The organism is Vibrio sp. 05-20-BW147 (assembly GCF_013369385.1).
Taxonomy (GTDB): domain Bacteria; phylum Pseudomonadota; class Gammaproteobacteria; order Enterobacterales; family Vibrionaceae; genus Vibrio; species Vibrio floridensis.
The window spans coordinates 69,357-93,854 of the sequence record NZ_SZTO01000005.1 but is presented as its reverse complement, the minus strand read 5'-3'; the positions used below and the strand labels follow the sequence as shown (position 1 = coordinate 93,854).

General features: G+C 49.2%; 20 protein-coding genes. 12 read left to right on the top strand and 8 right to left on the bottom strand.

Annotated features, from left to right (window positions below; all coding sequences use genetic code 11):
• Nucleotides 1-4: 4 nt before the first annotated feature.
• On the bottom strand, nt 5-640 hold the full coding sequence (gene pdxH / locus FC652_RS05750; RefSeq protein ID WP_176297850.1) for a pyridoxamine 5'-phosphate oxidase: 636 nt from the start codon (nt 638-640) through the stop codon (nt 5-7).
• Nucleotides 641-851: 211 nt separating this feature from the next.
• Between pdxH and FC652_RS05745 the strand changes: the two genes are divergently transcribed.
• From FC652_RS05745 to FC652_RS05715, 7 genes are all read left to right on the top strand, one after another.
• On the top strand, nt 852-2,666 hold the full coding sequence (locus tag FC652_RS05745; RefSeq protein ID WP_176297849.1) for an ATP-binding protein: 1,815 nt from the start codon (nt 852-854) through the stop codon (nt 2,664-2,666).
• Nucleotides 2,663-3,892: a sigma-54 dependent transcriptional regulator gene (locus tag FC652_RS05740; protein WP_176297848.1), complete on the top strand. Its 1,230-nt coding sequence runs from the start codon at nt 2,663-2,665 to the stop codon at nt 3,890-3,892. The genes FC652_RS05745 and FC652_RS05740 overlap by 4 nt, the downstream gene beginning before the upstream one ends.
• A 101-nt stretch (nt 3,893-3,993) precedes the next feature.
• Nucleotides 3,994-5,385 carry an HlyD family type I secretion periplasmic adaptor subunit gene (locus FC652_RS05735; protein WP_176297847.1) on the top strand — a complete coding sequence of 464 codons (1,392 nt, stop codon included), beginning with the start codon at nt 3,994-3,996 and terminating at the stop codon, nt 5,383-5,385.
• A gap of 85 nt (nt 5,386-5,470) precedes the next feature.
• On the top strand, nt 5,471-6,106 hold the full coding sequence (locus tag FC652_RS05730; RefSeq protein ID WP_237286093.1) for a transglutaminase-like cysteine peptidase: 636 nt from the start codon (nt 5,471-5,473) through the stop codon (nt 6,104-6,106).
• Between the two features lie 5 nt (nt 6,107-6,111).
• Nucleotides 6,112-8,025: an EAL domain-containing protein gene (locus tag FC652_RS05725; protein ID WP_176297845.1), complete on the top strand. Its 1,914-nt coding sequence runs from the start codon at nt 6,112-6,114 to the stop codon at nt 8,023-8,025.
• Between the two features lie 12 nt (nt 8,026-8,037).
• A complete protein-coding gene (locus FC652_RS05720; protein WP_176297844.1) occupies nt 8,038-10,152 on the top strand; it encodes a type I secretion system permease/ATPase in 2,115 nt (704 codons plus the stop codon).
• Between the two features lie 165 nt (nt 10,153-10,317).
• The gene (locus tag FC652_RS05715) at nt 10,318-10,872 is read left to right on the top strand and encodes a flavodoxin family protein (RefSeq protein WP_176297843.1); all 555 of its coding nucleotides are present in this window, start codon (nt 10,318-10,320) and stop codon (nt 10,870-10,872) included.
• 67 nt (nt 10,873-10,939) lie between these two features.
• Here the strand turns inward: FC652_RS05715 and FC652_RS05710 are convergent, their stop codons facing one another.
• From FC652_RS05710 to FC652_RS05690, 5 genes are all read right to left on the bottom strand, one after another.
• Complete coding sequence (locus FC652_RS05710; protein WP_176297842.1) at nt 10,940-11,152, bottom strand: hypothetical protein; 213 nt, start codon at nt 11,150-11,152, stop codon at nt 10,940-10,942.
• Between the two features lie 48 nt (nt 11,153-11,200).
• A complete protein-coding gene (gene groL / locus FC652_RS05705; protein WP_176297841.1) occupies nt 11,201-12,799 on the bottom strand; it encodes a chaperonin GroEL in 1,599 nt (532 codons plus the stop codon).
• 34 nt (nt 12,800-12,833) lie between these two features.
• A complete protein-coding gene (locus FC652_RS05700; RefSeq protein ID WP_011082031.1) occupies nt 12,834-13,124 on the bottom strand; it encodes a co-chaperone GroES in 291 nt (96 codons plus the stop codon).
• A 166-nt stretch (nt 13,125-13,290) separates the two neighbouring features.
• Nucleotides 13,291-13,857, bottom strand: coding sequence for a sugar O-acetyltransferase (locus FC652_RS05695; protein WP_176297840.1), 567 nt, complete (start codon nt 13,855-13,857; stop codon nt 13,291-13,293).
• Between the two features lie 250 nt (nt 13,858-14,107).
• Nucleotides 14,108-15,322 (bottom strand): RsmB/NOP family class I SAM-dependent RNA methyltransferase, encoded by a 1,215-nt coding sequence (locus FC652_RS05690; protein ID WP_176297839.1) that lies wholly within the window; start codon nt 15,320-15,322, stop codon nt 14,108-14,110.
• A gap of 276 nt (nt 15,323-15,598) precedes the next feature.
• Here FC652_RS05690 and FC652_RS05685 point away from each other — a divergent pair, with 276 nt between their 5' ends.
• Nucleotides 15,599-17,275 (top strand): amidohydrolase, encoded by a 1,677-nt coding sequence (locus tag FC652_RS05685; protein ID WP_176297838.1) that lies wholly within the window; start codon nt 15,599-15,601, stop codon nt 17,273-17,275.
• A gap of 38 nt (nt 17,276-17,313) precedes the next feature.
• Here FC652_RS05685 and FC652_RS05680 read toward each other — a convergent pair whose 3' ends face one another.
• Nucleotides 17,314-18,162 (bottom strand): SIS domain-containing protein, encoded by an 849-nt coding sequence (locus FC652_RS05680; RefSeq protein WP_172572632.1) that lies wholly within the window; start codon nt 18,160-18,162, stop codon nt 17,314-17,316.
• A 246-nt stretch (nt 18,163-18,408) separates the two neighbouring features.
• Here FC652_RS05680 and murQ point away from each other — a divergent pair, with 246 nt between their 5' ends.
• The 3 genes from murQ (at nt 18,409) to FC652_RS05665 (ending at nt 22,021) form a co-directional block, all read left to right on the top strand.
• Nucleotides 18,409-19,311, top strand: a complete 903-nt coding sequence (murQ, locus tag FC652_RS05675) for an N-acetylmuramic acid 6-phosphate etherase (protein WP_026130983.1) — start codon at nt 18,409-18,411, stop codon at nt 19,309-19,311.
• A gap of 25 nt (nt 19,312-19,336) precedes the next feature.
• Nucleotides 19,337-20,797, top strand: a complete 1,461-nt coding sequence (murP, locus tag FC652_RS05670; RefSeq protein ID WP_176297837.1) for a PTS N-acetylmuramic acid transporter subunit IIBC — start codon at nt 19,337-19,339, stop codon at nt 20,795-20,797.
• Nucleotides 20,798-20,962: 165 nt separating this feature from the next.
• Nucleotides 20,963-22,021, top strand: a complete 1,059-nt coding sequence (locus tag FC652_RS05665) for a porin (protein ID WP_176297836.1) — start codon at nt 20,963-20,965, stop codon at nt 22,019-22,021.
• A gap of 100 nt (nt 22,022-22,121) precedes the next feature.
• Here the strand turns inward: FC652_RS05665 and FC652_RS05660 are convergent, their stop codons facing one another.
• A complete protein-coding gene (locus FC652_RS05660; RefSeq protein WP_176297835.1) occupies nt 22,122-22,736 on the bottom strand; it encodes a histidine phosphatase family protein in 615 nt (204 codons plus the stop codon).
• Nucleotides 22,737-22,976: 240 nt separating this feature from the next.
• On the opposite strand from FC652_RS05660, the gene nagE reads away from it, so the two are divergent.
• On the top strand, nt 22,977-24,458 hold the full coding sequence (nagE, locus tag FC652_RS05655) for an N-acetylglucosamine-specific PTS transporter subunit IIBC (protein WP_176297834.1): 1,482 nt from the start codon (nt 22,977-22,979) through the stop codon (nt 24,456-24,458).
• Nucleotides 24,459-24,498 lie beyond the last annotated feature (40 nt).

Below are 24,498 nucleotides of genomic sequence, written 5' to 3'. Positions count from 1 at the left end.
GCGCTTAAGGCGCAAGGCGATCAATGTGCCACTCGCCTTGTTCTTGACTGTAAAGGAAACGGTCGTGCAGGCGATGCTCGCCACCTTGCCAAAATTCAATGCTTTGTGGTTTGACGCGGAATCCACCCCAGAAGCTCGGCACGGGAATTTCACCATTGGCAAACTTCTGTTTTAGCTCAAGAAACTTACCTTCAAGTACGCCACGAGCGGAAATTCGGCTGCTCTGACGGCTAGCCATTGCCGCAAGTTGGCTCTCTTTCGGACGGGAAGTAAAATACTTCATGTTTTCCATTGCGGTCAGTTTTTCTGCCACGCCAGTGATGTGTACTTGGCGCTCAAGCGGGTGCCAAGGAAAATGAAGGCTGATCTTGCTGTTGTGCTCTAAGTGCTGCGCTTTACGGCTGCCCAGATTGGTGTAAAACACAAAGCCATCTTTATCGACGTTTTTCAGCAAAACGATACGTTGGAAAGGCATGCCATCTTTATCTACTGTGGCAACCGTCATCGCGGTTGGATCACTCAAATTCGCCTTGATCGCTTGCTCTAGCCAAAAGTTAAATTGATCAATTGGATCGCTTTTTAAGTCTTTACGACGCAAACCACCTTTGGTGTATTCACGACGAATATCAGCAAGTTCCATCTTCACTCCTTCACAGAATTTTTGCCGATTGTGCGCCCGAATGTCCGCAAACTCAAGCCTAGAAACCATAAAGCCATACCGTGTGCACACTCAAAATCACCTTTAGCCAGCAAAACTCAGATCAATTTCGCGTTGTAGTCGCGGTTAGGTTTATCTTTTTTATACCACTGGTAAAGTAACGTCTCATTCCAAATTTATATAAAGGCATTGTGTGTCGTTGAATACCCGTTGGTCTGGCTACCGTTTTTTTCTTTTTTTGCTTGTCTTCGGCAGTATTGGCCTCACCATGACACATTTATCAGCCTCCCACTATCAAGAGAAAAAGTGGCGCGCCATTTTACAAAACTATGCCGAGCGAGCTAACCAACAACTGGGGTTAGAACTGGCCAAATTTGAACAAATTCCCAACCTACTCAGCCATGACCCACGTCTGCTCACATACTTAAGCCACCCAGAAGAGCGCCAACGTTTAAACGTACTGCTTGAGGAATGGTCAAAACAAACCTTAGCAGACACTATCTATTTACATGATCAAAATGGGGTTGTGTTGGGCTCAAGTAACTATCAGCAAGACGATACCTTTGTTGGGGAAAATTTCTCTTTCCGTCCCTATTTTATCGACGCAATGAACGGTCAAATCGCTCGTTACGTCGCACTCGGCATTCGCTCCAATAAACGCGGCTATTTTTACTCCGCTCCGATTTGGATTGGCGAGCACATCGCCGGTGTCATTACGGTCAAAGTGAGTTTAGAAGAACTGGAAAACAGCATCGCGCCTGAAAGAGCCGACATTATGGTGCTCGATCAAAACAATGTGGTCTTCTTAAGCAACAATGCTGCGTGGCGTTATACGGCGTTAGCGCCCATCGAATCAGAGCAAGTTGAGGCGATGGTACGAAACCAACAATATGGCGTAAGCGCCCCTAAATCTCACCCTTCCATCCAATTACCCACGCTGAGCGAGAGTTCAGTCAACGAACTGATGATGCCGCTTCACCAAGTCTATCTTGCGGCAAGTAATGCCCGAGGTTTCCGTGTGGTCACGCTCGCACCACATCAACAACGTTTAATCGCGGTACTTCAGGCCGATGTGATTTTTGTGCTGATATTTAGCTTACTCAGTTTGATCGCCTTTGCTTGGCAGCAAACACTCAACAACAAACGTCAGTTGGCACTGCTTAACAAGCAGTTAGAATCCAAAGTCAAACAGCGTACTGAAGTGCTCAGCGAGAGCAACCAACGCCTGCAACAAACCATTATTCAATATGAAAAGACGCAGCAAGAGCTCAAACAAACCCAACAAGAACTGACCCAAGCGGTGAAGTTGGCACTGCTTGGCGAGCTTTCTGCCAGCATTAATCATGAAATCAATCAACCGCTGGCGGCGCTGCGCACCTACACCGAAAACAGCTTGAAGCTGATGTCGATGGAAAAACATCAGCTGGTTGAGCACAACTTGCAACAAATGCTGCAACTCAATGAAACCATCAGCGAAGTGATTGCGCGCCTGAAAATATTCACCCGTAAATCGACCCCGGATGAACGTCACTATTACGCGAATTTGCATGACGCCGTGCACAACGCAACGCGTATCCTCAGTAATAAACTGATCAAATCGGGCGTGACGTTAAAAATCGCGACCATTTCACCTTCGCTCGCCGCCAATATTCACCATATCGAGCTTGAGCAAGTGCTGATCAACCTCATCCACAACGCGATACAAGCCTTGGAAGGACAAGCCGATGGCCAAATCATGATTGAATGTGCCATTGAGCATGATGCTTGCCAGTTGATTGTCAGCGACAACGGCCCAGGGATTGAGGCAACCAAGCTGGCACATCTTTTCGACCCGTTTTTTACCACCAAGCCAGAAGGTCTTGGGCTTGGTTTAACCATTTCCAAACGCATCATAGAAAGTTACCAAGGGCAGCTTACGGCAGAAAACCTATCACCATCAGGAATGCGTTTTACGCTCTCCTTGCCCACACTCTCACCAAGTGCTCTCGCTACACAAGATAGATTATGAAAAACCGTATTTACTTTATCGATGACGAACCCCATATCCGAGACTCCGTCAGCCAAGCGCTGATGATCGAAGGGATCGACGTTATTTGCTATCCCAACGCAGTCGAAGCGCTCAAGCAAATTGATACACAACATGCCGCCATTGTGGTTACTGACATCCATATGCCGGTGATGAATGGCTTAGTTTTTCTTAAAGAGCTGCGTTCTCGCAATCCTCATTTTCAGGTCATCGTGCTGACCGGCTATGGTGATGTCAAAACAGCGGTAACAGCGATGAAAGAAGGTGCGTACGATTTCCTCGAAAAACCATTTACCACCGATAGCTTGATGAAAGCCATTCGCAATGCCGAAGACAAACTCGCCTTGCTACAAGAAAACATCTGGCTGAAAAAAGAGCTCGATATGCAGACCCATGCCGGCTCAAAACTGATTGGCCACTCTCAAGCGATGGTGCAGATTCGTCGTGCCTTGATTAGCGCTCAAACCGATCGACCGTTAATTTTGCTTGGTGACAAAGGCACAGGCAAACGGCTATGTGCTCAGTTTTTCTATGATATTCATAACCGCAACGAAGGCGAACTGGTTCCTATTTCCGGTTTCTACTTTAGCGATCTTTCACCAGAAGAGATGGTGAATAGATTGGCTGAGTTGCTCGCACAGCATGCCAACGACACTCTGTTTATCCATGATGCCGAAGTGCTCAAACCGAAGCAGTGGCAAACATTATTGGAAACGCCACTCGGTAGCGGCAAACTGGTATGTGCAACAGTTGCTTTGCCGCATGCGCTACAGGGTGAAGTGCAGAAAGTCGTATTGCCCACACTCGATCAACGCAAAAACGACATCCCAGCCCTGTACAAACACTTCGTGCGCAATGCCTGTAGCCGCTACCAAGTTCAGCCACCGCGCATTACCGCCGAAGAGCTGGAAACCGTGCAGCAACAAACCTGGCCAGAGAACATTCGCCAGCTGCGCCAGTTTGCCGAGTTGCGCGCACTCAAATCACCACAATTCCTGTCGGCAGATGTCAATGAACTGCAGCAAGCTCAGGCGCAAACCATGACACAACGACTGGATTACTTTGAATATACCTTGCTGTTTGATGCGCTAAAACGGCATGGCGGACGCTTAAAAGAGGTACAACAAGAGTTACAGGTATCACGTAAAACCCTGTATGATAAACTCAAAAAGCATCAGTTAGATAAATCTCAGTTTAAAGATCAGTAACATGTTCGACGCCAACAACTATTACATCGTTTTAACATTTACCTAAACTGAGCTTAGAATCAAAATGATAACAACGAACCATATTCAAACAAGGACAGTGCATGAGCAGTGAAAACTACAATAAGCTCAGTCGTGAAGAGCTCGATTTTGTAGATGACAAAACCGCCGCTTTGCTTCTCAATACCCCGACCAATGCCCGCTTGATGTTGTGGGTGATTGTTCTGTTTTTTGCCGTTGCCATCGGTTGGGCCGCTTGGGCTGAAATCGACAAAGTGACCGTAGGCCAGGGAAAAGTGATTCCTTCTTCTCAAATCCAAATCGTGCAAAACCTCGAAGGCGGATTGGTGAAAGAAATTTTGGTCAAAGAGGGCCAGTTGGTGCAAAAAGGCCAACAGTTATTGCTGATTGATGATACGCGTTTTCGCTCAGATTATCGTGAACGTGAACAACAGGTCGCCAACTTAATGGCGGCAGTGCTCCAGCTCACCACTTCCATCGATAGCGTGGAAATCGACGAAGAGTTCAGCAATGAGGAATGGGAAAAAAGCGTAGTGATCCGCTACAGCCAATTAAACTTCCCGACCGAACTTGAACAAAGCCAACCGGAACTGCTGGCACGCCAACGTGCGCAGTATCGTCAAGATCTCAACAATCTCCGTAACCAGATTTCGGTACTTACTCAACAAGTAAAGCAAAAACAGCAAGACTATGTCGAAATCCAAGCTCGCGTACAAAACTTAAGACAGGGCCATCAATTTGCCAAAAAAGAGCTGGAAATCACGCAACCACTGGCTGATGAAGGCATCGTACCAAAAATCGAACTGCTCAAATTGCAGCGCCAAGTGAACGACACACGACGTGAGCTCACTTCGACTGAACTGAAAATTCCTGTGCTTCAGTCATCAATTCGAGAAGCGATGCTTAGCCGCATTGATGCGGCACTCAAATTCCGTTCGGAACAGCAAGATCAGCTCAACAAAGCGCAAGATCAACTCTCTGCGTTAGTGGAATCCACCGTGGGTTTACGTGATCGCGTTAAGAGAACGGTTGTCGTCTCTCCGGTCACAGGCAAAATCAAAACCCTCAACATTAACACCGTCGGTGGGGTTATCCAGCCGGGTATGGATATCGTTGAGATCGTACCCACCGAAGATTCCTTGTTGGTGGAAGCGAAAATCGCCCCGCAAGACATTGCTTTTTTACGTCCAAATCTGCCTGCTGTGGTCAAGTTCACCGCGTATGACTTTACCAAATACGGTGGGCTAGACGGTGAGCTGGAGCACATCAGTGCCGACACCACCCAAGACGAAGAAGGCAACAGTTTTTATATCGTGAGAGTTCGAACCGAAAAAACCAATTTTGGTCAAGATGCGGAACTACCGATTATTCCCGGCATGACCGCATCGGTAGACATCATTACCGGTAAACGAACCGTTCTTGATTATTTGCTCAAGCCAATACTTAGCGCGCAAAGCAATGCACTTAAAGAGTAAACGCCATAGCGCGTATCCCTCGTGTCTCCGGATGATACGTCGCTTCAAGTCTATAGTTCACTGGGTACTGCTGGTGGGGCTAAGCATGACTGGATTTTACTCGCAAGCACTCAATACCACCGAGCAAAAATGGATTGATGCCGTCACCAAGACCTATGGTGAACGCGCTGGCCAGCGTGTCAACACTTGGCGCGAATACATTGATTTATTTAAATTATTAGATGAACAAGAAAAACTGGAAGGAATTAATGATTTTTTTAACCAACTCTATTTTGTCAACGATATCGATTTATGGGGGCAGAAAGATTATTGGGCCACGCCGTTAGAATTTTTAGGCAGTAATGCGGGCGACTGTGAGGACTTCACAATTGCCAAGTATTTTTCTTTGATCGAACTGGGTGTCTCAGATAATAAACTCCGTTTGGTATACGTTAAAGCAATAGAACTCAATCAGTTCCATATGGTTTTGGCATACTATAAAACACCCAGTTCTGAGCCTCTGATTTTGGATAACATCAATCCAAAGATTATGCAGGCATCAAAACGTCTAGACTTACTGCCGATTTACAGCTTTAACGGTAAAAATCTTTGGTTGATGAAATCTGCCAATACCAGCGGTCAATTAGCAGGCGATTCATCCCGACTTAGCCTTTGGAACGATCTCCGTTCTAGAGAAAAAACACTCAAATTGAATAAACCCCTTATCAATTATGATGAGTAATGAGCATGACACTATATAAACAACTCGTTGTTGGTATGATAACTGTCTTCGTAATACTGATGGCATCGGTTTTCGTCATCGAGTTCAATACGACTCGGAACAGTTTAGAACAGCAGCAACGCTCAGAAATGAATAACACCATCAATACGGTGGGGTTGGCTCTTGCGCCTTATCTGAAGGATAAAGACCGTGTTGCGGTTGAGTCCGTGATCAACGCTTTGTTCGATGGAAGTTCATATTCTGTTGTTCGATTGATTTTCCTCGAATCTGGTGAAGAAATCATCCGTACTTATCCGATTAAACCGTCTTCTGTACCCACCTGGTTTAGTCAACTTGACCTATTCCAGCGCATTCATGATCAGCGCATCGTGACCAGTGGTTGGTTACAACTGGCCGAGGTCGAAATTGTCAGTCACCCAGGCGCGGCCTATGAACAGCTTTGGAAGGCCTTAATTCGTCTACTCACAGCGTTTGCTGGTGTCTTTCTAATTGGTTTGATTTCTATCGCGTATATCTTAAAACGTTCGTTGAAGCCGCTGACCGCAATTATTCAGAAGATGAACGACATCGCCAACAACAAGTTTGGCAACCCGCTTGACCGCCCTCATACCAAAGATCTGATTGCTGTGGTTGACGGCATCAACCGCATGTCCGCACAGATTGAAGTCTCTTTTAAAGAACAAGCGAAAGAAGCCCAACGCCTACGTGAACAAGCCTACATTGACCCAGTATCCAAACTGGGCAACCGTTCATACTACATTAGCCAATTGGATCAGTGGCTTGCTGAAAGCTCACCGGGTGGTGTGGCGGTGCTCAATGCAGAGTACATCGGTGAAGTGTACGACAGCAAAGATTACCAATCGGCTGACCGTATGGTGGCAGAACTGGCGAAGCAACTCGAGAGTACGATATCCATTCCCGGCGTGACGCTTGCGCGTATTTCCAGTGATGAGTTTGGTTTGATCTTCCCACATATGGATGAAAGTGAACTCAAAATTGTCGCCGACAGCATTGTCAACTGCGTACATATGCTCAATACCGATCCAACCGGTACTGCCGATGCCAAAGTCTCACTCGGTCTTGCTTACATTAAAGAAGGTAAAACGCGCTCAGAAATGCTTTCTATGGTGGACAACGCCCTTTCCAAAGCAAAAACCTCTCCAGAGAAAAAATACGGCTTTGTCGGCAGTGATAGCCAAGGCAGCATGATGGGTAAACAGCAATGGAAAGCGTTGGTGGAAGAAGCGATTCACCATCAATGGATTCAGTTCCGTTTCCAATCCGCCAACACAGGCAGTGGACACACCTTCCATCGCGAGGTCTTCTCTAGCATTGAGAAAGATGGCCACATTTACCGAGCAAATCAGTACCTTTATGCGCTAGAGCAGCTAGAAGCAACGCACATTTTCGACCAATACGTTATCTCTGCAATGATTGATAAACTGCAAGGCGGCATCATCGCCGAGCCACTTGCGATCAACATTGCTCAGAGCAGCCTCTCTCAGCCTAGCTTTATTCGTTGGCTCACCAACACCTTAGAGAAAAATCGTGAGGTGGCTAATTTGCTCCATTTTGAAATTGCAGAAGAGAGCTTTATTCAGCAGCCTCACCATACAGCGTTGTTGTGTCATGCTATCCGCAATGCAGGAGCCGAATTTGGTGTCGACAACTATGGCCGTAACTTCCATTCATTGGATTACATCAACGAGTATCGTCCAAATTACGTAAAACTGGATTACTTGTTTACCCATAATTTGGACGACGAAAAACAGAAGTTCACACTGACGTCGATTTCGCGTGCGGCACACAATTTAGGCATTACCACCATTGCCTCACGCGTGGAAACGCAAACTCAGTTGGATTTCCTAGCAGAGCATTTTGTTGAAGTATTCCAGGGCTTCATCGTAGATAAAGAGTAGTAAGGTTATCTCATGAAAGATCCATTGTTAAACTCGCTGATTTACGTCAGTCGTTATTATGGCTTAGCGAACTCACCGGAAGCGCTGATTAATGGGCTTCCGCTGGCGGATGGCAAACTGACACCGTTTCTCCTGCCTCGTTCCGCAGAGCGTGCCGGACTGGTAGCTAAAGAGAATCGTGCCGAGTTAGACGATATCTCCACGTTAGTGCTCCCAGCGATTTTACTATTGAAAGGAGGTGATTCCTGCGTTCTTAACAGCGTCAATAAAGAGGCTGGTGAAGCAGAAATCACTACGCTCGAAAGTGGTATGGTGCCCGTTCTCATCCCTCTTGAAGAACTGAAACAGCAATACACTGGGCGTTATTTCTTGGTGAAAAAGCAGTTTCGTTACGATGAACGCTCACCAGAGATTCTCAAAACACGCGAAGGGCACTGGTTTTGGTCAACGTTATGGCAGTCCAAACACATCTATCGTGATGTGCTGATCGCCTCTATCCTGATCAACTTATTTGCCATCGCCGCGCCGATGTTTACCCGTATTGTCTATGACAAAGTGGTGCCGAACCTCGCGTTTGAAACGCTATGGGTGTTGGCGAGCGGGATCTTTGTCGTCTTCCTATTCGACTTCATCCTCAAAATGCTGCGCAATTACTTCATCGATGTGGCGGGGAAAAAATCCGACATTCTCATCTCATCGAAGTTGTTTAGCAAAGTGATGGGCATTCGAATGGAATCCAAACCAACGTCCGTCGGAGCATTTGCGCGTCACTTGCAAGAGTTTGAATCCATTCGCGAGTTCTTTACCTCGGCCACCGTCAGCGCGCTGATTGATTTGCCGTTTGCCTTACTCTTCCTCCTGCTTATCTGGCTGATGGCTGGCGATTTAGTGTATGTGCCGATCGCAGGCGTGGTGATTTTGATGATTCACTCTGCGCTGATCCAAGGTCCGCTGCGCCGCTCAATTGAAGAAGGTTCACGCTTGGCATCGCAGAAATACGCCAACCTGATTGAGAGCTTAGCAGGTTTGGAAACCGTGAAACTGTTTAGCGCGCAAGGCCAGTTCCAATACCGCTGGGAAGAAGCGGTCGCACACATGGCTAACTGGAACATCAAGACTCGCCGACTCACCGACAGCATCCAAAATGCCGCAGGTTTTGTGCAGCAAAGTGCCAACGTGGCGATGATTATTTTAGGCGTTTATTTGATTTCGAACGGTGACCTTACCATGGGTGGCTTGATTGCGGCCACGATGCTCAGTGGCAAAGCGATTGGTCCACTGGTTCAGCTTTCACTGCTTTCGACTCGTTATAATCAAGCCAAATCCTCCATGACCATCATTAACCAAGTGATGGAAATGCCCGACGAGCAGGAAGAAGGCAAACGCTACATTCACCGCCCTATGGTGCAAGGCAAAGTGGAACTGGATCGCGTCACCTTCCACTACCCAGATGCCCCCGTCGCCTCCATTCGTGATTTGAGCATCACCATCAACCCAGGTGAAAAAGTGGCGATCATTGGCAGAATTGGCTCAGGCAAAACCACGTTAGAGCGACTGATCATGGGTCTTTATCAACCCACCGCCGGGCACGTACGCATTGACGATACCGACATTCAACAGCTCCATCATGTCGATATCCGCCGCAACATCGGCTGTGTACCGCAAGACAGCAATCTGTTTTTTGGCACCATTCGCGAAAACATCACCTTAGGCCGACCTCTTGTGGATGACCGTGATGTGCTTGATGCTGCAAACCGCGCTGGGGTCACCACGTTCACCCAAGCCGATCCTGCTGGCCTAGAGCGCCAAGTTGGTGAAGGCGGCGCCATGCTCTCAGGTGGCCAGCGTCAAGCGGTGTCCATCGCTCGTGCCTTCCTTGGCAGACCACCTGTGTTGCTGATGGATGAGCCCACTAGCGCAATGGATAACCGCTCTGAAATGCAGATCAAATATCAGCTTTCTCAGCTCAAACCGAGTGAAACGCTGATTTTGATCACCCATAAAACCTCGATGCTGGACGTGGTCGACCGCGTAATCGTGATGGAAAAAGGCAGCGTGATTGCCGATGGTCCAAAAGCGCAAGTGCTGAGTGATCTCAAACAAGGCAAAGTTCGCGCAGTCAGCTAACCATCACTCCCTCTCACTACCAACGCCCTGACCAGAACCTGTTCAGGGCGTTTTTTTATCTGCAAAAATTCGCTCCCGCCTCTTGACCTCAAGTTAACTTGAGGAATTAACCTTGCGCCACTTGAACATAGCAAGCCATGAATATCCGCGACTAAGGAGCATATTTTGAAGAAAATCGCCGTTGTTTATTTCAGCAAAACCGACATCACCCACCAACTCGCTCAAGCCATCATCGCAGGCATTCACGCGCAAGATGTGCAGGTCGTCGAACACCGCATTGAGGGGGCCGCTATTATTGAAGGTCGTTTTGAACACCCAGAACTGTTTGAAGCGCTCCTTAGCTGCGACGCGATTATCTTTGGCTCGCCAACCTACATGGGTGGCGTTTCCGCCCAATTTAAAGCCTTTGCCGATGCCAGTAGCGAATTCTGGGCCGATCAACGCTGGGCCAATAAACTGGCAGCAGGGTTTACCAGCGGTGGGGGTTACAACGGTGACCAATCCAGCACCCTTCAATACTTAACCACCCTCGCAGGCCAACACGGTATGTTGTGGGTCAACTTAGATGTGGCAGGCGGCTTTAGTCCGCAAGGGTTAAACCGACTTGGACAACAAAGTGGTGTCGTGGCACAAGGTATGAAAGGCCAAGCGCACCCGAGCGATTTAGCTACCGCTCAATACCTTGGCGAACGCGTTGCACACTGGGTAACGCGTTTGTGAGAATAAAAAAGGCCGCGTGGTTTGCGGCCAAAAAAGAGAGGGGAAACACAGAGAACCAAGAGAGGCGTTAATGGATAACGCGTTCACCAGCTCGCATCAGTTGAGAGACATCAATGGTGAACACCACCACTCTGACTGGTTTTGCTAGCCCCTTCTTAATAGAAAACTCCGGATAACCTTTAGTGACGCTGGGAAAACAGATCACACTTGGCCAATCGGTATTTGAGCAAGCTTTTCCCGTCTCACGCACTGAAAACGACAATGATGGCAAACGTGTCATAACATCAACCTCATCCAATTTGGCGGGCGTTTGCCCGCCAAAGTCTCACTAGATTTCAGACGATGTGTCTGCGACGTGATCGGTGATCATCGCTTCGGTGGTGATCATCAAGCCGGCGACAGACGCAGCGTATTGCAACGCAGAACGCGTGACTTTCGCTGGATCCAAAATACCCATTTCGATCATGTTGCCATACTCGCCAGTCGCGGCGTTGTAGCCATAGTGAGCGTCACCCGCTTTAACGGCGTTGGCAACCACCGAACCTTCATCACCTGCGTTGATGGCAATCTGACGCAGTGGTTCTTCCATGGCACGTAGCGCCACACGAATCCCCACATTTTGGTCGTCATTCTCACCTTTCAGATCCGCAAGCTCGCTGGCAATCTTAGTCAATGCCACGCCACCACCTGCGACAATACCTTCTTCAACCGCTGCACGAGTCGCATGCAAAGCGTCATCCACACGGTCTTTCTTCTCTTTCATTTCCACTTCGGTTGCCGCGCCGATCTTAATCACGGCCACACCACCAGAAAGCTTGGCAATGCGCTGCTGAAGTTTCTCTTTGTCGTAGCTTGACGTGGTATTTTCGATCTGCTTTTCAATGGTCGCCACACGATCGCGGATAGCACTTTCTTGCGCCGCACCACCAACAATCGTTGTGGTGTCCTTGGTAATGGTAACTTTCTTCGCACTGCCCAACTGTTCAATTGTCGCTTTTTCAAGCTCTAGGCCAATCTCTTCCGAAATCACAGTACCAGCAGTGAGCACGGCAATGTCTTCCAACATCGCTTTGCGGTTATCACCAAAGCCAGGGGCTTTCACCGCCGCAGCACGCACAATGCCGCGTAGGTTGTTTACCACCAGCGTTGCCAACGCTTCACCATCAATATCTTCTGCGATGATCAGCAGTGAACGGGAGGCTTTCGCTACCGACTCCAACACAGGAAGCAACTCGCGAATGCTGCTGACTTTCTTATCCACCAACAAGATATAAGGGTTATCGAGCTCGACCGCACCAGAATCTTGGTTGGTGATGAAGTAGGGCGACAAATAGCCACGGTCAAATTGCATCCCCTCGACGACAGAGAGTTCGTTGCTAAGACCTTGGCCCTCTTCCACGGTAATCACACCGTTGCGACCCACTTTTTCCATCGCTTCGGCAATGATGTCACCGATCGCACGATCGCTGTTGGCAGAGATAGAACCCACTTGTGTGATCGATTCTTTGTCGCTGCATGGTTGAGCCATCGCACGTAATTTCTCGACCGCTGAATCAACCGCTTTGTCGATCCCGCGTTTGAGATCCATTGGGTTCATACCAGCCGCAACGGCTTTCAACCCTTCGTTGATCAAGGCTTGAGCCAACACGGTTGCGGTGGTGGTGCCATCCCCGGCTTCGTCATTGGCTTTGGACGCCACTTGTTTCACCATTTGTGCGCCCATGTTTTCGAACTTGTCTTTTAATTCAATGGCTTTGGCGACAGAAACACCATCTTTAGTGATGCTTGGCGCGCCATATGACTTATCCAGCACGACATTGCGACCTTTGGGACCCAGTGTCACTTTCACTGCATCAGCCAGTAGGTTGACCCCTTTCAGCATCTTTTGACGTGCGTCATTTGCAAATAAAACATCTTTTGCAGCCATGATATTCTCCTCTTTTCACCACAACTAAAATGCATTACTCAACGATGGCTAACACATCAGATTCAGACAGGATCAAGTACTCTTTCCCATCCATTTTTTCTGTTTTCACGCCATAGCCGTCATTAAAAATCACCACATCACCGACTTTGACTTCCATCGATGCGCGTTCACCATTTTCAAGACGTTTACCTAGGCCAGCGGCGATCACTTTGCCGCGATTGGATTTTTTAACCGATTGAGAGGTTAAAACGATTCCCCCTTCAGATTTGTTTTCCACTTCTTGTCGTTCAACAATCAGCTTGTCATTTAAAGGACGAATGTTCATTGAGATTGCCTCCTACTTAATTCTCAAAAAGATAAAAGACAGGTTGATAGATCAAATTCTGGCGAGAGGCTATCCAGCGCTCTCGCAGAAAAAAATAGGGTCAGTTAGAGAGAGTTCAAGGGAGAATTTTGATAAAAATTTTTTATCAACCAACAAAAGTTGTTTATTAAATCGTGGCGTCCAACGTCCGAATCACACGACACGGATTGCCCGCCGCAACCACATTGGCAGGCACATCTTTGGTGACCACCGAGCCTGCGCCGATGACGCTGTTATCGCCAATCGTCACGCCTGGGCAAACAATCACGCCGCCACCGAGCCACACATTGTTGCCAATGGTAATCGGCGTGCCAAACTCAATGCCCTCTTCCACGCGGCTTTTTACGTCCAGCGGATGACCCGCCGTGTATATTTGCACGTTGGGGGCAAACAGCACATTATCGCCAATCACCACAGGAGCAACGTCCAACACCACGCAGTTAAAGTTGGCGTAGAAGTTTTTGCCCAAAGTGATGTTTTCGCCGTAGTCACAACGAAACGGCGGTTCAAGATAGGCACCTTGCGATTGGGGGATCAACTGGTCGATGGCTTCTCGCCATTCGGTGCTATCAGGGATCGCATTGTTCAATCGCTGCAAGGTTTTACGACACTCAATTCGCAGCCCATACAGCTCTTCATCCCACGCATTGTAAGGTTCTCCAGCCAACATTTTTTGCTTTTCAGTTCTATTCATTTCGTATCTTCCAACGTTCACAACGAGCATTTTCTGCTGCGCACTATCGCACATTTCCCCTCCTGAAATGAGGAGAATCTCGCCCTAAAGAGAAGAGTCGGGTGCCCAGTCACGCTTTGCGCAATGGCGACGTAAGCAGGCTGTTACCATTCATTCAGCTGATCAAGCTTCGCCACAGGCGCTTCGCTCGTTCCAATAAAAAAAGCCAGAATATCGATTCTGGCTTTTTTAAGGTGGGAAAATCGCTAGATTATTCTGCGATGCGCTCTAAACGCGCTAAGTAGAAGCCATCAAAACCTGAGTTGGCTGGGGTGATGTTTTCATCATCGATCAAACGGAAATGCGGGTTCGCCGCTAAGAACGCATCCACCTGACCACGGTTTTCACACGGCATGATGGAGCACGTCGCGTAAACCAACATGCCACCCACTTTCACCATACGGCTGTAGCTAGCCAAAATGTGGGCTTGCAGCTCCATCAATACTGGCAAACGCTCTTCGGTGTCACGCCATTTGGCATCTGGGTTACGTTTGAGAACGCCAAGGCCTGAACACGGCACATCGAGCAACACGCGATCCGCCGACAGCTTCAAACGCTTGATGGTCTTGCTGCTGGTGATCAAACGGGTTTCGACGTTATGTGCACCAGCACGACGCGCGCGCTCTTTGAGGTTGTTCAGCTTCCACTCTTCAACATCCATCGCCAGCAAACGGCCTTTACCTGCCATCATCGCGGCCAAGTGCAAGGTTTTGCCCCCTGCGCCCGCACACGCATCGATCACGCGCATGCCCGGTTTGACGTCCAATGCCGCCGCGACTTTTTGCGAGCCAGCATCTTGCTGCTCAAACCAACCGTCGGCAAAAGATTGCGTCTTAAATAGGGCCGAGTTTGACGTCACTTCCAGCGCACTTTCCACACCCTCAACAGGCACGGTGCTCACGCCTTCTTTGTTCAAACGTTTGGCGAGATCATCACGGTCACACTTGAGCAAGTTAACGCGTAAGTAACGCTTAGCCGGTTTCGCCAGTGCGCTACGCTCTGCTGCCCAAAGTTCACCAAGCTCTCGCTCACCCAACACATCAAGCCACTCAGGACAACCATCCCACAGGGCGGGTTGCGCTTTGGCTTCTTCCATTTTTGCTTGGAAAAAATCGTCTTCAATCGCTTCTGCGTAATTGGTTTTTGGCAGAGCTAAGCCGTGGAATTTATGCCAAATGTGAATCAAACGCATGCTCTCGCGGCTGATGTTCGACGCATCGATATCGGCCAAAAAGCAGTATAGGTTGAGGCGGCGCAGCACATCGCCGGTCACCATGGTAATACGTGCTTGCTCTGCGCTGATCAAATTCAACTCAGAGAAGTGGCGAGAATAGGCTCTATCCAGAGGCGAACCTTCATTCAAAACCAAATCAAGAATGCTAAGAACCAGATTGGAAGAGGAAGGCGAAAGAGACGATTTGAGCATAAAAGCATCCAAAGAAGAGAAAAACCGCGTCATGATAGGAGTTATTGTCGGGTCTCGCAAGGAGAAAGCGAGCCAAAAAGCGCGCAGGCTCCTTTTTCTCAACACCCCGACTTCGCATGCCAAACGAATGCTTTTAGACTCTTCCGCAAATCTTTTCCATACTATACCCACGACTTAAGAAGGCCGTCAGATTGCGCGAAGTTGAACGAACCTAGCCAACCGCGCGACCACGTCAAGTAAGACAGGGATAGCAACAACACCGTTTGGAGAATTTCCATGCCCTCTTTCTCACGCCATGCAGCCGCGATTAGTGTGATTCTCTCTTTCTCGACCTTGGCGTCATCGCCAGCAGAGACGCTATTGATCAACGCTGAAGTTTATGGTCATCCACAAGCTGACAGCATCGCCATCGCGCAGGGTAAAATAATTGCGATAGGCAAACAGCAACAGTTACAAAGGTTTATTGACGCTCAGACGGAAAAAATCGACCTGCATCAGGCTTATGTCATGCCCGGCTTTATCGACAATCATAATCATGTGTTTGAAGCGGCCTCTGAAGTAGGCGGTGATTGTGAACTCAATGCCAACGCTGACCTAGAAAACAGTATACGCCAATTAAAACAGTGCAAGCGGCACAATCCCGGCAGTTCGTGGCTAATTGGCTACGGCTTCTCTATTGACGCTCTACTTGCAGAAGAAAACGAACAAACACCCCTGCAAGCGCTTGATCAGATTTTTCCTAATCGCCCAGTCATTTTGATGGAGCAGACCTCTCACTCGATGTGGGTGAACTCTCAGGCTCTCAAACTGGCGGGGATCACCCAGCACAGCCCCGAGCCACAAGGCGGAAAATACCTCAAAGATCCCATCACTGGAGAACTCAATGGTATCTTGCTGGATAATGCTGGCGATCTCGTGATGGAGCGCGCTTGGAACAGCCTGAATGATAAGTTTGAGCGCAGCTATCAAGGGCTAATGTCTGGCTTAGCGGAAGCGGCAGCGCATGGCATCACCACCATAGGTGATGGACGACTGTACTGGAAACTCGGTTGGTATGAAGTGTGGAAAGAAGCCCAACAAAATGGTGACCTCACGGCGCGAGTTTCGCTGCGCCCTTGGATATACCCCACCGACAGCATGGAAACACAATTAGCCTACCTAAAAGGCATTCAATCCCAAGATAGGGAGCAACGGCTCATCGTCGATCAGGTAAAAATGTACAGTGACGGCATCTTGGTCAATGGTACCGCCAAGCTTCTTGCCCCTTACCTACAATCTTACTTGTCGGATGCGCCCTACGGCCTCAATTACATAGCGCCTCAAGCAATGCCACAGTGGCTCAGTGCGTTAAGTGCAATAGGCTATGGCGCGCACATTCATGCGATTGGTGACGGCGCGGTGCGTGAATCGTTAAATGCGATAGAACAGATACGCCAGCAAAACTCAACTCACGCCTACACATTAACCCATGTTGAACTGGTGGATCAGAAAGATATTCCGCGATTTAAGAAGCTCAATGTCACGGCAGATTTTCAAGTGGGTTCCGATTACGTCGCCTACCACGATCATCAATGGGCAGAAGCGTTTCTAGGTCTAAAACGAACCAAAGCCTTAATGAATCTCAACGCGCTGTTTACCTCAGGTGCCAACGTCACATTAAGCAGTGATTGGAATGTTCACGATATCAATCCCTTGGTTGGCATTGCCAACAGCTTAACGATGGGCAACACCGGCTTACCCAACATCAACCACGCGATTGAGGCTTACACCATCAATGCGGCTAAGAGTTTAGGGCTCGATGATATCACCGGTTCGATACGCGTAGGAAAATACGCCGATTTGGTGATTTTATCTGACAACATCACCCAGTTGCCGATTGACGAAATTAAACGAAGCGAGATCTTAATGACCTTTTTACAAGGCGAGCTTGTCTACTCACAAAAAGGGGAGTAGTTCGCCTACTCATCCCCTAAGCAAGCAGAGAGCCTTCGCTACAAAATCTGCCGAATGTCAAAGGAGATGTCACTGATCATCTGCCTGGCGCTCTCATCACGCAGTTGCACCAGAATGATAAACAGCAAATCGGTGATGACGTTTTGCGCGCTGCGTGAGGCAATCGCCGAGCTGCGATGCTCGGTTTCATCGGCGATGGTGTCGAAGGTCATATCGGCAATTTGGCGCAACCGGCTTTTTTTCGGTGAGCTGAGCGCAATCACTTTCGCCCCCTGCTCTTTGGCTGCTTCGGCCGCCACCAAGATCTCTTTGCGCTCTCCTGAGAATGAAATGGCAATTTGCACATCTTGTTCGCTCAAAGTGCGCGCCACCGCGATCTGCACATGGCTGTCTTGCTCGGCCAAGGTGGTGATGCCCAATTTAAGCAGCTTATAACTGAGGTCTTTCGCCGTTAGCGCAGAACCCCCAATACCGACGATCTGCACGCGCCTTGCCTCACTCAACCACTGCACCGCCTGATGGCACGCTTCATAAGAGAGCGCATTGGTGGTTTGAAACATCGCGTCGGTTTTGGCTTTAATCAGCTTTTGCGCAATCACCGCCAGCGGATCATCGGCCAGAATATCGCTGTGCAACGGCGTGGCCTGCATCGCTTGTTTGCGGCCAATTTCTTCCGTCAGGGCGAGCTTAAACGCGCTGTAACCTTTAAAGCCGAGTCGCTGAGTAAACTTGACGATACTCGATTGGCTCACTTGTGCCTGCTCTGCCAGCTCTTGACTGGTCAATTGCGCCGCTTTTTCAGCATTTTCTACAATCCAATCGCCAATCACTCGGCCACTTTGCGACAACTGAGTTCGCCTTGCGACGATTTTATTGATAACAGACACAGTAAAACCTCAAAAAAGTTTAAATAAATTATTCCAAACAAGAAATAAAAACCGAAAGCAGCAACCCACTAATTAAAAGCAACTTTTCTTTCAATTACGGTTATTTTAGCGCTTTGCTTAGACCCATTATTCCAGAGTTCATCTGCCTAAAGAATAACCTTAAGTGTGATTTTTATCACCAAAACTGAATATTTTATTCCATAGAATCGCCCTCAGTTCAAAACCTATTATCGAGAAATGTCCGTCATGAAAATTGATTTAAGCCGTTTGGTTACAGAAAGCCGCAACCCAGCCAGTGCAGAGATTGATACCCTGTCCACCGTCGAGATGCTCAGAGTCATCAATCAAGAAGATCAGAAAGTCGCGCTGGCGGTAGAAGCGGTTTTGCCGCACATCGCCCAAGCGGTGGATGCCATCACGCATGCGTTTGCCCACGGTGGCCGTTTAATTTACATGGGCGCAGGTACCTCGGGTCGCTTAGGCATTCTTGATGCCAGTGAGTGCCCACCCACTTACGGCACTCCAGCAGAGCTCGTGGTTGGCCTGATTGCCGGTGGCCACACCGCCATTCTAAAAGCGGTGGAAAATGCCGAAGACAACCGAGAGCTAGCACAAAACGATCTCAAATCACTCAACCTAACAGCCAACGATGTGGTGGTCGGCATTGCCGCAAGCGGACGCACACCTTATGTGTTGGGCGGTTTGGAATACGCAACCTTAATTGGCGCAACAACGGTGTCGATCGCCTGTAATCCGGTTTGCCCAATGGCCGATGCGGCACAAATCGCCATTTTGCCCGTGGTGGGCCCAGAAGTGGTAACAGGCTCTTCTCGCATGAAAGCAGGCACGGCGCAAAAACTGGTGCTCAACATGCTGACCTCTGGCGCGATGATCCGCAGTGGCAAAGTGTTTGGCAACTTGATGGTGGATGTGGAAGCGACCAACGCCAAGCTGATCCAACGCCAAACCAACATCGTGGTGGAAGCCACTGGCGTGTGCGCAGAAGAAGCAGAAGAAGCGCTCAAAGCATGCGATCGCCACTGCAAAACCGCGATTTTAATGATTCTTTCTGGCCTGGATGCCGAGCAAGCTAAAACAAAATTACAGCAGCACAACGGTTTTATCCGCGCTGCGCTGAACGACAAGTAACCATTGAGGTTTCAAGGAGACCGTTATGGCAAAGATAACCCAAACAATGATCTCGCAGCTGCTGGCTGCGGTGGGTGGCAGCAGAAATGTCAGCAAATGTGGCAACTGCATGACCCGACTTCGCTTGACGCTGGCCAACAATGGCGTAGCGGATCAAGCCGTGATTAAGCAGATCCCCGGCGTCATGGGCGTGGTGGAAAGCGATGAGCAATTTCAAATCATCCTTGGCCCCGGCAAAGCGCAGCAAGCGGCGGAACTGATGAACAAGCTGATTGAAAGTGTCATCAATGGCGATGTGCAAGAACAGGCCATGGCCAGCGATACGAACGATCTCTCCAGCGTTGCCGCTGAGCAGAAAAAGCAGATGAAGAGCAAACAGACCAGCGCGGTGCAACGCTTTTTGAGCAAGTTTGCCACCATTTTCACCCCGCTGATCCCCGGTTTTATTGCCGCTGGTTTGCTGCTTGGTTTTGCTACGCTGCTTGAACAAATGTTCGTGCTGGAACAAACCCCAAGCCAATTTATGCTCGATCTGATCGCCTACATGAAAGTGTTTGGCAAAGGGCTGTTTGCCTTCCTGAGCATCTTGATTGGTTACAACGCGCAGCAAGCCTTTGGTGGCTCTGGCGTGAACGGCGCCATTCTCGCGTCACTCTTTGTACTGGGCTACAACCCTGATGCGACCTCTGGCATTTACTCGGGCATGAGTGAGTTCTTTGGCTACACCATTGACCCGCGAGGCAACATTATCGGCGTGCTGCTGGCGGCGATCATTGGTGCGCAAGTAGAGCGCAAAGTGCGTGAATACATGCCCGATGATCTCGACATGATTCTTACCTCAGTGGTCACGCTGCTGATCATGGGTGTGGTCACGTTTGTGGTGATCATGCCTATCGGCGGTGAGCTGTTCAAAGGCATGTCTTGGCTGTTCTTGAACCTCAACGACAACCCGCTGGGCGCGGCGATTCTTGCTGGTCTGTTTTTGATTTCGGTGGTGTTTGGTATCCACCAAGGCTTTGTGCCTGTCTATTTTGCGCTGATGGAAGCACAAGGTTTTAACTCACTGTTCCCTATTTTGGCGATGGCGGGCGGCGGCCAAGTGGGGGCTTCACTGGCACTGTATTTCAAAGCGAAGAAAGACGCGGTGCTGCGCACGCAAGTGAAAGGGGCGATCATTCCGGGCATTCTCGGCATCGGTGAGCCACTGATTTACGGCGTCACCCTACCACGCGTCAAACCGTTTGTGACGGCCTGTATCGGTGGCGCGGCGGGTGGCTTCTTCATCGGCTTGGTTTCCTATCTTGGCTTACCTGTCGGTTTGAATACCGTGTTTGGCCCTTCTGGTATCGTGGCGATCCCACTGATGACATCGCACAGCGGCATCTTCGCAGGCATGGCGGTCTTCGTGGTTGGCCTGCTCATCTCCTACGTGGTCGGCTTCCTCGCCACTTACTTCTTTGGCAGCAAAGACGTCGATTTAAGCTAATTCATTCTTCCCCCTATAGGAATGAACTGGCCGCGCCTTTGAGCACTCAAGGGCGCACTCCTTAACCCAACCCTACAGACACCGCTTTTAAGATTTCGAACCATCGGAAGGGGCGCTGCTGTGTCTGAAAAACGGAAAACTTCCCATCTCATTGAGGTTATGAAAATGAAAAAAACGCTTCTCTCTGTGCTACTTCCTGCGGCATTTATCTCCAACACCGTTTTAGCGGCAGAAATTTATCAAGCAGAGGATGGCTCAACGGTCGATCTCTATTCTCGTTTGGGCTTCAACATCACCAATAAAAACAATACGCATGGCGATGGCAAGGGCGAGTTTGATGGCCGTATTGGCTTGAGTGGTTCGCAAACCATCAACGAGCATGCGTCGGTGATCGGCATGGCGCAGTATCAAGTTGGCGCGGCAGAATACGCCAACCAAGTGAACGACAAACCGGCTCTGACTGCGCGTTATGTGTGGGCGGGGATTGATGCCAAAGAGTATGGCCGTATCACGGGTGGCCGAGTCTCGTCGGGCTTGATCATGTTCACTGACATTGGCGATGTGTTTGCTTCTTCCGATGTCTCGATGGCGCGCCAAGCCAACAAAGTGGACAAAACCGCCACTCAGGTTTTCCGTCAAGACGGTACATTGCAATACCAAAATCAGTTCGGCAATCTTGATGTTTCTGCCGCTTACATTCTGGGCAACAACACTTCCGAGCTCGATTACGGCTACAACGCCGCGCTGCGTTACACCATCGACATGGGGGACTTTGGCCGCCTAGCGCCAGTGGTGGCGATGCAGAAAAACAAAGGTAACGCACGTGAAGGCAACGACACCGATTACACTTTTTGGGGTGTCGGCACACGTTATTACTTGGGTGATGTGATGCTCGGGGCGCTCTATTCTGAAGATGAACTGCAAGGCTTCTACGCACAAACCAGTACCGATAAAGTGACGGAGCTGACGGCGGTGTATAACCTGAGCGACAAATGGGCGCTGCGTGCGGGTTATCGCTCATTGCAAAACAGTGGCGGCGACGAGCTAGAACTGAGCGATACCACCTTAGAAGTGCAATACAAGCTGACCGCTCGCTCTTCCATTTACACCAGCTATGTGGATCGCAACGGCGAACGCGGCAACAACAGCGGCCTAGAAACTTCCTTTGGGGGAGCGCATGCCGATGAAAGCTACTACCACTTCGGCTTACGTTACGAGCTGTAAGCAACTGACATAGCTTAAGTTTGATGTAATATCACCACATAAAAAACACCAACCAGAGCCATGGGCTTTGGTTGGTGATTGCTGAAGCCTGTGTCACGCACTAAGCAGACATCGCTAACGTCTCAAGAGCGACAAGTGGGCAATCAACACGTTCAACCTGACCCTTCTCGATCTTGAAAAACGCATCTTGAGGCAGATCTTGTTGCCATACTTGCTGGTAGTCCAATCCCAGTAACATACCTCGCAGCACAATGCCTGTTAAACCATGGCTCACGACCACAAAGCGTCCTGTTTCTGGCAACGTGTCCAACCATTGTGATAAACGTTGTTGTACTTGCTCATAACGCTCACCGCTGGGCGCTTGCAGATACCAATCTGCCTCATCAAGAAGATCCGGTAGCATCGCTTGCAACTCGGGCAAGGTTTTTTGCTCCCAATCTCCTAACGAAAACTCTTTTAATCGCTCATCGACGATGATCTCGTCGGCTGCATAACCTAGCTGCTGACAAACAATCTCTGCCGTTTGCAACGCTCGACCCAACGAACTGGAATAGACGCGATATGAGCCTGACTCAAGATGGGCTTGCAACACTCGGCCCACACTCAAGGCTTGGCGCTGACCTTTTTCCGTTAAAGGTGAATTACAGTGCCCTTGTAATTTTTGCTCGGCATTAAACTGGGTTTGCCCATGTCGTAAAATAAAAAACTGTCTCAAACGTTGACTCCTTATTCACTGGTCAAACACGTTACCGCAAACTTTTTTCCGCTGCAAAAGCGTGTTTTTGAGTCAAAGTTGACACTGTGAAATGGAGATACCACTCAAAACGCTCCAGCGAGTCCGCTTCCAACTCATCTCCCCACCACTTCATTAACAATTCTTAATCTGCACTCCACTTCGCCTTAATCTCACTGTGGTTACTCTTAGGCCATAACGGAAAACCAAAGGGGAAACACAGTGAATATATTAGGGTATCTACAAAAAGTGGGTAAGGCGCTGATGGTGCCAATAGCGGTATTACCAGCCGGGGGGTTAATGCTTGGCCTTGGTTACGCCATCGATCCTGCGGGCTGGGGCGCGAACAGTGCGCTGGCTACCATTCTGGTGTACGGCGGCAAGGGCATTATGGACAACCAAGCATGGTTGTTTGCTGCTGGGGTTGCCTATGGCCTTGCCAAAGATAACAACGGTGCGGCAGCGCTCTCTGGGTTACTTGGGCTGCTAATTGTTGAAATGATCGTCGGTAACGTGGCGGTGATTTCGCAAATCACAGGCGTACCCGTGGAGCAAATGCCAGCCTCTCAAGTTGTCGCCTCAAAAGCGGCGGTGAGTGCCTTTACTGGCATTATGATGGGTATCGTGGCGGCAACACTGTACAACCGCTTCCACACCATTAAATTGCCGACGGCGCTGGGCTTTTTCGGTGGGCGACGTTTTGTGCCAATCGTTACGTCACTTTCCGCCATCTCCATCAGCTTGGTGATGGTGTACGTTTGGCCTGTGGTGTATGGCGCATTGGTCGATTTTGGGGTAGCGGTTTCCGACCTTGGTGCCGTGGGTGCCGGCATCTATGGTTTCTTCAACCGCCTTTTGATTCCAATCGGTTTGCATCACGCTCTCAATCAAGTCTTTATTTTTGACCTTGTTGGCATCAATGATATCTCAAAGTTCTGGTCTGGCACCGGAGAGCTTGGCGTTACGGGTATTTATCAAGGTGGTTTCTTCCCATTCATGGGTTATGGCTTACCAGCGGCATGCTTGGCCATGTACCACTGCGCGAAACCCGAAAACAAGAAAAAAGTCGGCGGTATTTTAGGCGCATCGGCACTGACTGCCATCTTGACTGGCGTGACCGAGCCAATCGAGTTTGCCTTTATGTTTGTTGCTCCAGTGCTTTATGTGATTCACGCCTTGTTGGCGGCACTTTCGCTCTACATCGCCGCAAGCATGCAGTGGATCGCCGGTTTTACCTTCAGTGGCGGTTTGATTGACTTTATTTTGTCGTCCAACCTGCCCCTCGCCATGAAGCCATACATGTTGATTGTTCAAGGGCTGGTTTTTGCGGTGATTTACTACAGCGTGTTCCGCTTTGCCATCCTCAAGTTTGATCTGAAAACACCCGGTCGCGAGGAGGCCGATCCCACAGAAACAGTGGTGGTGAACACCAGTGAAAAAGCGGCTCAATACCTTAAAGCGTTAGGCGGTCACGGCAATCTCACGTCGATTGATTCATGCATCACACGACTGCGTTTAAGCATTAAAGATTTGAGCAAAACCGATGAAGCGACGCTAAAAGCGATTGGCGCAATGGGCGTGGTTAGAATGGGCGAGCACAATCTGCAAGTAATAGTGGGGACAGAGGCGGAAGAGATTGCTCATGCGATGAAGCAAATTCCGACCAATCAGGACCTGTCACAAGTCGTCGTGCCTAGCCACTAAAACCAGTGAGCAACCAGGTCAAGACCTAGCCTCGCTAGGT

Coding starts and splice junctions, on each gene's coding strand:
- FC652_RS05740 (WP_176297848.1), top strand. CDS start 2,663: ATGAAAAACCGTATTTACTTTATCGATGACGAACCCCATATCCGAGAC.
- murQ (WP_026130983.1), top strand. CDS start 18,409: ATGAAAATTGATTTAAGCCGTTTGGTTACAGAAAGCCGCAACCCAGCC.
- FC652_RS05730 (WP_237286093.1), top strand. CDS start 5,471: ATGACTGGATTTTACTCGCAAGCACTCAATACCACCGAGCAAAAATGG.
- murP (WP_176297837.1), top strand. CDS start 19,337: ATGGCAAAGATAACCCAAACAATGATCTCGCAGCTGCTGGCTGCGGTG.
- FC652_RS05710 (WP_176297842.1), bottom strand. CDS start 11,152: ATGACACGTTTGCCATCATTGTCGTTTTCAGTGCGTGAGACGGGAAAA.
- FC652_RS05685 (WP_176297838.1), top strand. CDS start 15,599: ATGCCCTCTTTCTCACGCCATGCAGCCGCGATTAGTGTGATTCTCTCT.
- FC652_RS05665 (WP_176297836.1), top strand. CDS start 20,963: ATGAAAAAAACGCTTCTCTCTGTGCTACTTCCTGCGGCATTTATCTCC.
- groL (WP_176297841.1), bottom strand. CDS start 12,799: ATGGCTGCAAAAGATGTTTTATTTGCAAATGACGCACGTCAAAAGATG.
- FC652_RS05690 (WP_176297839.1), bottom strand. CDS start 15,322: ATGCTCAAATCGTCTCTTTCGCCTTCCTCTTCCAATCTGGTTCTTAGC.
- FC652_RS05720 (WP_176297844.1), top strand. CDS start 8,038: ATGAAAGATCCATTGTTAAACTCGCTGATTTACGTCAGTCGTTATTAT.
- FC652_RS05695 (WP_176297840.1), bottom strand. CDS start 13,857: ATGAATAGAACTGAAAAGCAAAAAATGTTGGCTGGAGAACCTTACAAT.
- FC652_RS05700 (WP_011082031.1), bottom strand. CDS start 13,124: ATGAACATTCGTCCTTTAAATGACAAGCTGATTGTTGAACGACAAGAA.
- FC652_RS05725 (WP_176297845.1), top strand. CDS start 6,112: ATGACACTATATAAACAACTCGTTGTTGGTATGATAACTGTCTTCGTA.
- pdxH (WP_176297850.1), bottom strand. CDS start 640: ATGGAACTTGCTGATATTCGTCGTGAATACACCAAAGGTGGTTTGCGT.
- FC652_RS05735 (WP_176297847.1), top strand. CDS start 3,994: ATGAGCAGTGAAAACTACAATAAGCTCAGTCGTGAAGAGCTCGATTTT.